9 protein-coding genes are annotated in these 11,320 nt (G+C 38.6%); 3 read left to right on the forward strand and 6 right to left on the reverse strand.

The genetic code is table 11. The annotated features are described in order from the left end of the window. The first annotated feature begins 1 nt into the window (after window position 1). Entirely contained in the window at window positions 2-1,924 is a 1,923-nt protein-coding gene (tkt, locus tag MNY28_RS06030) for a transketolase (protein WP_346389206.1), read from the forward strand. 3 nt (window positions 1,925-1,927) lie between these two features. Here the strand turns inward: tkt and MNY28_RS06035 are convergent, their stop codons facing one another. From MNY28_RS06035 to MNY28_RS06055, 5 genes are all read right to left on the reverse strand, one after another. Beyond that, window positions 1,928-3,037 (reverse strand): GGDEF domain-containing protein, encoded by a 1,110-nt coding sequence (locus tag MNY28_RS06035; protein WP_346389207.1) that lies wholly within the window; start codon window positions 3,035-3,037, stop codon window positions 1,928-1,930. Between the two features lie 72 nt (window positions 3,038-3,109). Next, window positions 3,110-5,002 (reverse strand): bifunctional diguanylate cyclase/phosphodiesterase, encoded by a 1,893-nt coding sequence (locus tag MNY28_RS06040; RefSeq protein WP_346389208.1) that lies wholly within the window; start codon window positions 5,000-5,002, stop codon window positions 3,110-3,112. Next, window positions 5,002-5,427: a hypothetical protein gene (locus tag MNY28_RS06045; protein WP_346389209.1), complete on the reverse strand. Its 426-nt coding sequence runs from the start codon at window positions 5,425-5,427 to the stop codon at window positions 5,002-5,004. The genes MNY28_RS06040 and MNY28_RS06045 overlap by 1 nt, the downstream gene beginning before the upstream one ends. Beyond that, window positions 5,427-7,322, reverse strand: a complete 1,896-nt coding sequence (locus MNY28_RS06050; RefSeq protein WP_346389210.1) for a TonB-dependent receptor plug domain-containing protein — start codon at window positions 7,320-7,322, stop codon at window positions 5,427-5,429. The genes MNY28_RS06045 and MNY28_RS06050 overlap by 1 nt, the downstream gene beginning before the upstream one ends. A gap of 97 nt (window positions 7,323-7,419) precedes the next feature. Further along, window positions 7,420-8,967, reverse strand: a complete 1,548-nt coding sequence (locus tag MNY28_RS06055) for a SagB/ThcOx family dehydrogenase (protein ID WP_346389211.1) — start codon at window positions 8,965-8,967, stop codon at window positions 7,420-7,422. Window positions 8,968-9,116: 149 nt separating this feature from the next. Here MNY28_RS06055 and MNY28_RS06060 point away from each other — a divergent pair, with 149 nt between their 5' ends. Next, on the forward strand, window positions 9,117-9,176 hold the full coding sequence (locus MNY28_RS06060) for a hypothetical protein (protein ID WP_346389567.1): 60 nt from the start codon (window positions 9,117-9,119) through the stop codon (window positions 9,174-9,176). On the opposite strand, the gene MNY28_RS06065 is transcribed toward MNY28_RS06060, so the two are convergent. Continuing rightward, complete coding sequence (locus MNY28_RS06065; RefSeq protein WP_346389212.1) at window positions 9,163-10,071, reverse strand: AEC family transporter; 909 nt, start codon at window positions 10,069-10,071, stop codon at window positions 9,163-9,165. The two genes, MNY28_RS06060 and MNY28_RS06065, sit on opposite strands and share 14 nt — an antisense overlap. A gap of 42 nt (window positions 10,072-10,113) precedes the next feature. On the opposite strand from MNY28_RS06065, the gene MNY28_RS06070 reads away from it, so the two are divergent. Beyond that, window positions 10,114-11,277, forward strand: coding sequence for a glycosyltransferase family 1 protein (locus MNY28_RS06070; RefSeq protein WP_346389213.1), 1,164 nt, complete (start codon window positions 10,114-10,116; stop codon window positions 11,275-11,277). The last annotated feature ends 43 nt before the right edge of the window (window positions 11,278-11,320 follow it).

Here is an 11,320-nt window from a genome sequence, read left to right on the forward strand (position 1 = left end):
AATGAATGAAAATGCAATGCGTCAAAAGATGGCGAATACGATAAGATTTTTAGCAGCAGATATGGTACAAAAAGCAAATTCGGGTCATCCGGGCGCGCCTATGGGATTGGCCGATATTGCAGTGGTTTTGAGTGAACATCTCAAGCATAACCCTAAAAATCCTTCATGGCTGAACCGTGACAGACTTGTCTTTTCAGGCGGGCATGCAACAGGGCTTATCTACTCGCTCTATTATCTTTGGGGATATGGCTTGACGCTTGATGATTTAAAGCAGTTTCGTCAGCTTGATTCAAAAACACCGGGACATCCTGAATACGGATACACTGAAGGCATAGAAATCACAACCGGTCCGCTGGGGCAGGGAATCGCCAATGCGGTAGGTTTTTCTATGGCATCAAAATATGTCGGTGCACAGGTGAATTCGGATACAGCGAAACTGATTGATCACACTGTCTACTGTCTGTGCGGAGACGGTGACCTGGAAGAGGGTATCTCTTATGAGGCATGTTCTCTTGCCGGACACAACAAACTGGACAATCTTATTCTTATTTATGACTCAAACCGTATAACTATTGAGGGTAATACTGACTTAAGTATCAGTGAAGATATCCGAGCACGTTTTGAATCGCAGTGCTGGGAAGTACTTGAGTGTAACGGGCATGACTATGATGAGATAGACGCAACAATTGCTCAGGCAAAAAAAGCAGACAGACCGGTCCTTATCATTGCAAATACTATTATAGCCAAGGGAGCAGGTCCTCTTGAAGGTTCTCATCATGCTCACGGGGCACCGCTTGGTGAAGATGTGATTGCAGATGCCAAAAGAGGTGCAGGATTTGATCCGGAGAAGAAATTCTTTGTGCCTGAGGATGTGATGGTACGTTTTCGATGTGCCGTTGAAGCGGGTGATCTGGCAGAACGCGAGTGGATACATTCGCTTAAAACTGCTCCTTTAATGGAACAGAATGAAGCACTTGAGGCACTCCTGAATCATGACTTTTCAAGAATACAATGGCCGGTTTTTGAAAAAGCCGATGCAACAAGAAATACAAATGGAAAAATTCTCAATGCCATAGCCAAAGCGATTCCCGGTTTTATCGGCGGTTCGGCGGATTTAAGTCCTTCAAACAAAACATATTTGAATGATATGGGTGTTTTTCCAAAAGGAAAAAATATCTATTTTGGTATTCGCGAGCATGCGATGGCGGCTATTGCCAATGCAATGGCATTGTATGGTCCGCTCATGCCGTTTACTTCAACGTTCTTTGTATTTTCGGATTACCTCAAGCCTGCTGCAAGGATTGCGGCACTGACAGGCATTCAGCAGTTCTTTGTATGGACGCATGACAGTATCGGTGTTGGAGAAGACGGCCCGACACATGAACCGATCGAGCATCTTTCACAGTTCCGTGCCCTGCCGAACTTTTATGTGTGGCGTCCGGCTGACGGTGCTGAAAATGTTGCAGCATGGAAAACAGCATTGACAATGAAAAAATCTCCGTCTGCTTTTGTATGTTCCCGCCAGGGTCTCGCTATTGTCCCTGCTCCGCTAAAAGGGGAAATAAGCCGCGGAGGGTATCTGCTGGCAAGTGATGAAAATGCTTCGCTGACGCTTATTGCTTCAGGAAGCGAAGTGGAACTGGCACTCAAAACAAAAGAGGCACTGAATGAAAAAGGTCTTTTTGCCAATGTTGTTTCTGTTCCGTGCTATGATTTGTTTATAGAACAGGATCAGGACTATATCGATGAAATTATTCTTCCGGATACAAAAAAAGTAGCCATTGAAGCGGCGCGCGGACTGGAATGGTACCGTTTGGCGGATGAAGTCATCGGCATGGATACTTTTGGCGCATCAGCACCGGCAAAAGAACTGTTTGAGAAATTTGGTTTTACAGTAGATGCCATACTGGAAAAAATCAAATAGACTTTACGAATCCTGACTGACCAGGCTTCTGTTGCGGCCGCCGTATTTGGCGGCATACAGAGCCTTGTCGGCATATTTATAGAGTAAATCAATATTTTTATCACCATCAAGATGCTCAAGGGTGGCGATTCCTATACTTACAGTCAAAAAATCTGATATTTCAGAGGCTTTGTGCTCTATTTTCAGATTTTCTATAATTGCAGTGAGTTGAGATACCCACTGATGTGTTTTTTCTTTTTCGTTTGAAAGAATGATACCCGCAAACTCTTCCCCTCCGAGCCTGAAAACAAAATCATCGCCTCTTTGTATGTGTTCTCGGAGTACATTTGCTACCTGTATGAGCGTTTCATCACCTTTTATATGCCCGTAATAATCATTATAGTATTTAAAATAATCAATATCCAAAATAAAAAAAGTGATATAAAGATCCTGGCGTTTTGCCAAAAAAGAGAGTTTGTTGATCATATTGTCATAATATCTTCTGTTGTACAAACCGGTGAGCTGATCGGTAACAGACTGCTGATGCAGCTCTTCGCTTCTTTGGCGCTCTTTGGCTCTCGCAAGCTGTAAGTCCTGTTGTGCCGCATCCAAAAGGGCTTCATAAATATACATACAAAGCGTGAGAATTGTAGAAGCAAGGACCAGTCGTACCCAGTCTGTAAAGTGCCACTCTCCTCCATTCCATACATTGATGTAATGGTAGGAAAGAGCAAAAAGAAAGGTATAAAACAGGAGTGAAAAATACAATCCGGCTTTTTTGCCGTTACTGATAATGGCAAAAACAGGAACAAAAATAGTCCAGATTAAAGAGAAATGAGAGGCCTGTGAAATATATGCAAAAACAAGAAAAAAGACAACAACATTGAAAGTCACTATACGGACAGACAGAAGAATATTGCCCGTTTTTTGCATATAAATATAAGAGAGTATGCTGACTACGGCAGAGACGGAGTCTATAATCGCTGCCCAGTACTGCCCAATGAAAAGGTTGATACAGGCAAAAAGTGAAAAGAGAACAATAGTGGCAATCAAGGCAAATTTTATAACAACAGAACGTCTGTTACAAAAATCACTCTCTTTTTCCAGGATAAAAAAATCTAATATTTTATTCATGTAATAATTATATCACAATCATCACATCTTTTTTATATCGGGGGAGAAAAAATTTTAATTTGAACTGAAAATTTATAAAATACTGATTGTCGCTTCGGGCTTGCCCAGATAATATCCCTGCGCATAATCAATATTCATATCTTCAAGGGTTTTTAAAACACTTTGCGAATGGACAAATTCAGCCACAGTTTCAATGTTGAGTGCGTTTGTCAGAGTGAGAATAGACTCTGTAATTGATTTAGAGATGTTTGATGTATCTATATTTTTGATAATAGAGGCATCTATTTTGACAATGTCTATCGGCAGTGACTGAAACAGTGTATAGTTGGCAAATCCGCTTCCAAAATCATCTATAGCTATTTTTACACCGCAGGCTTTAATGTTTTGCAGGTTTTTTATAAATATTTCACTTGAATTATCGAGTGGTTCATACTCCAGTAACTCTATAATAAGCCAGTGGGCATATTCTTTGTTTTGTTCCAATTCATTGAGAATCAGTGAAAATATATTTTTGTCAATAATATCCGAAAAGTTTAGATTGATACTTATAGAAACTCTGTTTTCTTTGATTTTTTCAAAAACAATGCCTAAGATAGTTTTTGTCAGTAAATTGTATATGTTTGTATGCATGACAACCGGCAAAAATTCCATCGGGGGAGTAATACTGCCGTCTCTGTTTTGAATTCTCACAAGTGCTTCGTATTTATGAATTTTTCTGCTTTTTATATGGAAAATAGGTTGATAATAGCAAACAACTCTTCCCTCTTCTATTGCTTCTTGTACCTCATACACCGGAAGGAGTTTCTGTTTTCCTGCTTCTTTTTGCCTATTTACAGCATCTAATACAACTTGGTTACGCCCGTCTCTTTTGGCGACATAGAGCATTTCGTCTGCATGTTTGATGGCATCACTTACCGTTTTAAATGTTTGCGGTCTACATGTAACGCCTATGGAAACAGTGATGCGAAGATCCTGGTTGTTATAATGAAAATTTGTAGCAGCAATATTTTCTCTGATTCTCTGTGCAACCTTGCATTCAGAAGCCAGACCTCTGCTTTTTTTGATAAATATGATAAACTCTTCACCGCCAAAACGGATGAGCCTGTCTTCATCGCGGATTGTATTTTTTATAATTTTGGAGACTTCCTGAAGTATTTTATCCCCTGTCTGGTGCCCGTATGTATCATTGACCTGCTTAAAGTGATCTATATCCACCATCAGTATTTTATAGTTTTCTATCTGTACATTGTTTAAAAATTCCCGTAAATAGTTTCTGTTGTATGCTCCGGTAAGCGGATCTGTAAGATTTTCTTTTTTTGTTTTATAAGTAAAATAGAGTTGCAGCAGTATGACAATAAACATGAGAAAAATAGCGGCAAAAATTGAAAAAAGGATTGTCTTCAGCGGTAACAGTGCTTCATGTATCTGTTTTTCTATATTGTTTGAAAAATCTATGGCAATGATCGCTTGCGTTTTTCCGTCTATTACAACAGGATAAAGATAGGTAACCCAAAGAGTTTCCACTTGTTTGTGATAAAAAACATGACTGCGGGCATTTTTCCAGACCTGATCCCATATCTCTTTGTTTACATGCAGTTTCTCTCCAAATTCACCTTTGTCCTTTTTGCTGCCGTCGAGGAGATATCTGTAGGTTCCCGTTTCATCTCTGTATAGCACAAAAACATATTTGTAAGTATCTGTTGCAATCAGGCTTATTTCCCGTTCCAACTCTTCTCTGAGATACTCTCCCTCAAAAAGTGCATCAAAAAAATTTTCATCTTGCGGCAGCTGCTGTGTTATCTCACGGGATATGTTTTTTGCAAATTCGTTTGCCTGCTGTATAAAGAGTCTGTTGACGTTTGCAGATAATTTTTGTGTCGTATGCTGCAGCGAAAAATAGAGATATCCGATACCAACAGCGATTAAAATAAAAATAAAAAAATATATTTTTGCTAAATTTTTCATCAATAGTCCTCAATATATTCAGACATTGATTTTGGAAGCGTTATATGATATTTTTCCAAATTTCGTTTTATAAAAATAATGTTCGGACGCCCTTTTTGCCAATAAAAACCACCGATAAGACTCTTTTTGTATTTTTTGAATGTTTTATAGTTTGTGGCAAATTTCAAACCATTCAGGTTGCTGGTATTTTCACCTGTACCTAACAGTAATATATCTGCCTGCACAGGTGCTGTGACCAGTTGTATATCTCTTGTTTTTGTAAAAATTCTGTTTGTTGTCTGTGAGTCACTCCATACATATACAACATTTTTGCCCGGAAAAAGCGCCTGAAAAATTGTCTGATATATCTTCAATTCATATTCAATTTGCGAAGCTGATAAAAGCTCTGTTAAAAACAGGAAAAGTAAAAGGTATTTTTTCATCATTAAAATGTGTACTCCACATTCAGAAAAAATTTCTGGTCAGTCACAGGAATCGCGTAGGATACCCCTCTGTATGGCAAAGCAAAGCCGCGGTTTAATATGTTTTCACCACGGAGGCCTACAGAAAAATCGTTTGAGTAGTTGTATTTTACAGCAGAGGTAAAGTCAAGACTGGCTTTTGTATATATATTGTAAAGTGTATAAGAACTCCGATAAATCAGTTCATTGTAAAAATCAAATTTTTTGTACCTGTTGTAAGCACGGATTGTTGTTTCAAAAGCAGGTGAAAAGTTTGTATCTTTACTGTTTCGCCCAAAGTCAATATTGCATACAATTTTATTGTCAAGATCAAACTTATATCTGTAACCCATTTCCAGGAGCTCTTTGTATATGTCCTCCTTGCTGTTTACCCAGCCATATACCGTGCTCGGATCATAAACAAGTGTATCTTTGAGCGTGGCATGAACAAATTCCAGGGAGAATTTATGCTTTTTGGAGTGATCCTGATAATAGACTCCTGTTGTAAAGAGATCCATTTTTGGCGCATTAAGTTGAGGATTTGCCCTGTATGGAATATTTTGGGGATTGTAGAGTTGATAAAAAGCAAGGGGAATGTATGTTTTACTGTATGAAAATTTAAATCGGGCCCTTCCTGCGGCTTTGACAAAACCGATTTTTGCAAGGTATTCATTCTGCGATTTTACATCTTTTTGATAACGAAAAAAATCTCCTTTCACAGAAGCCAAAATATGCGTGGTATCGTTGACTGCATAGGTGTCTTCTGCATAGAGAGAAACCAGATTCAGGCTGTTTGAGAGTTGGTTTTGGTGTCTGTATGTCAAAGCGGTGTCATAATAGTCGCCTTTGGCCGTAAAAGCTTTATATTTGTAAAAAGATCCTATAAAAAGAGTATTGGCATCGTTTTGAAACTTTTTTTCCAAAATGACAGAAAAGATGTCATCATTAAATTTTATATTGTAGCTATTGATGAGAGGGGCATTGGCAATGCGTATGCCGTTTTCATCATTGTATTGTCTGTTGTATTCAAGGTTGTCGTAGGAGATTTGCAGTTTGAGTCTCTTGGGAAATTTTTTTGTAAGATGTATGTATAACTGTTGGGCATCAAGTCCTCCTCCCTCGGGTGTTTTGTGTGTTCCTATCCCTATAAAACTGTCATTTTTTTTATAATATTTTCCAAATTCCAGTTTATAATCTTTATAGCCGAGAGAGCCGTAAAGATTGTACCCTTTTTTATCACTTTTAAAATCATATGTTTTGTTGTTATAGGTGTTATGATACGTTTTTCTGCGTATATTGTCACTGTTGGCATAAGCAAAATAGCTTATACCGTTTTTTGTGATGTCGGTTGTATAGATGTTGGCATCATAACCTCCTCGCGAATCGCCTATCATCCTTACTTTTGAACCGTTGTCACGCGCCGCATCTTTTGTGTAGAGTTTGACAATGATTGAAGCATTTTCATTTCCAAACTCCATGGAAGAGGTTGCTTTGTAAATTTCTATGTGGTCAATATACTCTATAGACATCTCGCCCCAGATTAAAAACCCGCTTCCAAAAGAGCTGGATGTCATATCATGGTCATTGATGTAAATTCTTGAAAAAGTGACAGGTGTACTCTGGGCAGAGGCCGTTGTAAAAAGTGTCAGGTTGTTTGCCCCTCTCTTGAGATAGAGACCCGGTACTGTTTTTAAAACATCCAGAAGGTTATGTGCCTGCATTCTTTCAAGGTCTTCTCTTGTATATATCTCAAGAAACCCCGAGGTGTCTCTTTTTGTTACTTTTGAGAGATCAGACTCTTTTTTGTAGGCATCAAGCAGAGAATGGAGCTCCTGGGAAAAAAGTGCTGTACAAAAACCTATTACAAATAAAAATTTCATTTTCCCGCTCTCCTCATCGTTTTAGCGTTTACCATTAAAAAAAGCAATTATAGGGAAGATCCACTTAAAACATATTAAAACAAAATACAGTAAAATTTCAATACGCCGGTTTTGTCTCTATTCTGGAGTCAACATAACCGCGGCCTACCGTAAAATGGTAGAGACTCTGGTAGAGATTGTTTTTGAGTCCCAATACATTGACATTCATCAGATCATCCAAAAAGCAGCCGATGCCTGTGCCGGAGAGTCCGAGTGATGTGGCTTCAAGATAGAGCTGCTGTCCTATCATGCCGCACTCCCAGTAGAGTTCTTTGTATCTGTGGGCATTAAAGGCAAGCAGTTCTTCGGAGTATCTGCATATCATCCCCAGAGAGAAAGCCCCGTCACTGGCTATATCCTGGTTGCAGCTTATGATTTTGGAAGCTTTGGTAAAATCAGCTGTTTCCAATAGATAGAGGTTTTCAAAGTCTGTTTTTTTCCAAAGAAATGTATCATGAAACTCTTTTTTGAAATGTTCTAAATCTTTTTGGTTTCTTACATGTAAGTAGAGTCCCTGGGCATACTCTTCTACCCGGTGAACAAATATTGCCAGGTGGGCGGCATTGGCTTTGCCGTCAAGTGAGCAGTCTACCGACTTTAGAAGTGTATGAAACTGTTTTTTGGAAATTTTGGATTTTTCTTTATCCATTACATGGACACTTCTTCTGCCCAGTACAACCTCTTTTGACTCACGGCTCGGCTCTCTTGCAATCTTGCATCTGTCTGTCTGTGCCTGTGGAATCTGCATCACTGAAGTTGCTTTTTCAACTTCATCTATAATCTTCCACTCATATACTGAAGGGCTGAGCTTGTTTGCTGTGCCTTCATATTTGTTTACAAGCGCGTCTGTCAGCGGTGCAACATCCAGGCCTGGGGAAATCTCTTCTTTGGAAACAATCAAAAGCATATCAGGCTTTTCCTCTTCAAAAAATCTGTTTTTTTGGTCAAGCCCGATGATTTTCGCTATTTGCGCATCACTGACACTCTCAACTCTTGTAATCTTCCAGCCAAGCATTTTTGCAGATACTGCAAGTGCCTGCCAGGCATGTCCCGCATCGAGTTGGACATAACGAAAGGCACGCTCTCCGTACTTCCATGCTTCACGCCAGGCAATGCTTGAAAGTGCAACAACAAAACTCTCTTTGGGGAGGGTGTCAAAAAAATCACTCTCAAACTCAGTCAGAATTTCCAAAGAATGGTTTTTTGGCGCATAATGGGCTACGGTGCTTTTTGTATTTTCCGATATCGGAGGCAAGACAAGATAGGCCTCTGTGGGATGCAGGTTTCCGCTTGAGGCATTACACCGTACAGCCCAGGAACTGCCGCCGGAACTTTTCCATGCGGCAATGCCCATAGAAAACTGCAAGAGTTGAGACAGGGACTCTAACATCAGTGGTGCAGAGGGTAATTCCTCATCCAAAAGAGAATAGGGCGGTGTGGGATTGTCAAAACTCAATGCAAGTGCTATGCTCTTTGTCCCCTGATACATACGAAAAGGATCAGGCTGTGTCGCCCAGTCCATATAACCTAAAGATTTTGCATATCTTTTTTGGGAGTGTTTGGTTGTTTCATGGTAGTGAAACAGTGTCTGGAGTTCTTTATTCATGCCCGGAGTGTAATATTTTTTGCTTAAAAGTTTCCAGCGTTTTAAAAATTAATTTTTTAAAGTAGCTTTTTTTAATGCAATCAATGAAGAGATGAAACTAATTGGCTGTTTTGCATTCGAGTATACGTGAGTTTTTAATGTCTGAGGCAATGCACGGTCTTTATATCAGCACATCAAGAGCCTTGGCTCTCATCGTTAAAGATATTTGAGTATGGAAACACCAAAAAAGACAACCCCCAAAAATAAAACAGAAGAGAAAAACACCAAAGCCGTCACAAGTTTGGGTTGACAATCATAGAGTGAAGCCAGGTTGACATTGGCAACGGCGAGCGGCATCAGCAGTTCTATAAATATAATGCCTTTTATCATCGGTGCCAAATCGATATTGTATAAAATGACAAAAGCGACAAGCGGCAGCAGGACAAATTTGAGTGACATAACCCAGCCAATGAGTTTTTTGTTGATTGAGCGTATTTTAATGTCATACATGTAGATGCCAAACAAAAACAGCTGCATGGTCATGGAAGCATAGGCACCCATCATCAGCATATTCATAACGGCATCCGAGGGTGTATAATGATTGACACTGAGTACAATGGCAATGATTGCTGCCCAGAGAATAGGGAGTTTGAAGATGTTTTTCAGGGATGTTTTGGCATCAAAATTCCCGCGCGAATAAAAATAAACCCCTACAGTGTAGACAACAAAAACATTCACAAGGTTGACAACCGTTGTGTAGGGAATGGAAGCTTCCCCGAAAATAGCTATGTTTAAAGGGATGCCGAGATTGCCTGTGTTGCCTATGACGGAAGCAACCATGGCAATGGAGTACTCTTTTTTGTCTGCAAACAGTTTTACGGCAAAAAGAGCAGACAACACAAGCACAAGCACAACAATGACAAGATAGACAGCAGGGGCATAGAGCAGGGTAATATCTACAGGATGCAGCAAAAGCCCCCAAAAAGTCAAAAAAACCTGAAGAAAATAGACATTTAACAGTGTAATGGTTCTTTCGTCTATCTGTTCTTTAAAGCTGCGTTTGGCGATGTATCCCATCACGATGAAAACATAAACAGACAAAATGGAGTAGATAACTGTTTGCATTGTATATTATACACTTTAAAGGTATTTAGTGTAAAGTTTCACATGCAAAGAATTACTTTATATGTTGATATAACACAGTTTGAACAGACAAGAGCCAGCACAGGAATACAAAGAACCCTTAAAGAATTTTTAAAAGGTGTATTGGGACAGAACAAGATAAAAATTAAAATTTTTTTGTGGAAAGAGAGAGAACAAAGTGTAATACTTCTGGATAATGATGAAGTGAAACATTTTTTGGAAAATACAAAAAACTATATCTTTCAAAGAGCAGTGCTGTATGATATATTTGACTATGATCAAGCAAACAAAAAAATCTTTTTTGATATAGATTCTGCCTGGAATATGCCTGTTAAAAGAGAGAGCCTTTACAAAAAACTTAAGGAGAAGAATTTTTTAATTTTTAATTTTATTTATGATTTGACGCCAATTCTCTTTCCACAATATGCTTACGAAGAGACAAAAAAAAACTTCTTTCCTTATTTATCTGCAGTTTTTCGCTACAGTGATTATGTTTTTTGTGACTCAACAAGTGCAAAAGAAGATTTTTTGCAATTCAAACAAAAAGAAAGATTTTACAGAGATATACCTGTGCAGGTTGTTTCTTTAGGCTCTGATTTTTGCAAGAAACCTTTGTCTGTCACACCGAAAAAATATAAAACGCTGCTACAGTCAAAATATATACTTTTTGTCGGAACACTTGAACCGAGGAAAAACCATGAAGAAGTTTTGGATGTTTTTACCTCTCTCGCACAGACATACAAAGAGCTTTTCCTTGTATTTGTCGGAAAAGAGGGCTGGAAAGTAGAGGATTTGGTAGAAAAAATACAACAGCACCCCTTGAAAAATAAACGATTTTTCTGGTTGCAAAATATTGACGATGGAACATTGAAACATTTTTACAGGAATGCTTTTTTGGTAACATATCTTTCCAAATATGAAGGTTATGGGCTTCCTGTTGTTGAGTCCCTGCATTACGGAAACATTACAATTGTTTCAAAAAACAGTTCAATGGTTGAGGTTGGACGAGAGTTTGCCGACTATATACTGTATGAGAACAGAGAAGAGTTAGGTCTTGTTCTTTCACATTATTGTGAAAACACAGAGGATTACAGAAAAAGAAAAGAATATATACAACATAATTTTAAACAAAAAACATGGAAATCTTTTTATAATGCTTTATATAAAACATTTCTTGCATATAAATAAGGCATTACTAAATCATCTTTTTATACTTTATGCGATAAAATAT

Origin of the sequence: Sulfurimonas sp. NWX367, assembly GCF_039667065.1 — a bacterium.
In the GTDB taxonomy this organism is placed as follows: Bacteria; Campylobacterota; Campylobacteria; order Campylobacterales; family Sulfurimonadaceae; genus Sulfurimonas; species Sulfurimonas hydrogeniphila.

Coding starts and splice junctions, on each gene's coding strand:
- MNY28_RS06065 (WP_346389212.1), bottom strand. CDS start 10,071: ATGCAAACAGTTATCTACTCCATTTTGTCTGTTTATGTTTTCATCGTG.
- MNY28_RS06045 (WP_346389209.1), bottom strand. CDS start 5,427: ATGATGAAAAAATACCTTTTACTTTTCCTGTTTTTAACAGAGCTTTTA.
- MNY28_RS06050 (WP_346389210.1), bottom strand. CDS start 7,322: ATGAAATTTTTATTTGTAATAGGTTTTTGTACAGCACTTTTTTCCCAG.
- tkt (WP_346389206.1), top strand. CDS start 2: ATGAATGAAAATGCAATGCGTCAAAAGATGGCGAATACGATAAGATTT.
- MNY28_RS06040 (WP_346389208.1), bottom strand. CDS start 5,002: ATGAAAAATTTAGCAAAAATATATTTTTTTATTTTTATTTTAATCGCT.
- MNY28_RS06055 (WP_346389211.1), bottom strand. CDS start 8,967: ATGAATAAAGAACTCCAGACACTGTTTCACTACCATGAAACAACCAAA.
- MNY28_RS06035 (WP_346389207.1), bottom strand. CDS start 3,037: ATGAATAAAATATTAGATTTTTTTATCCTGGAAAAAGAGAGTGATTTT.
- MNY28_RS06070 (WP_346389213.1), top strand. CDS start 10,114: ATGCAAAGAATTACTTTATATGTTGATATAACACAGTTTGAACAGACA.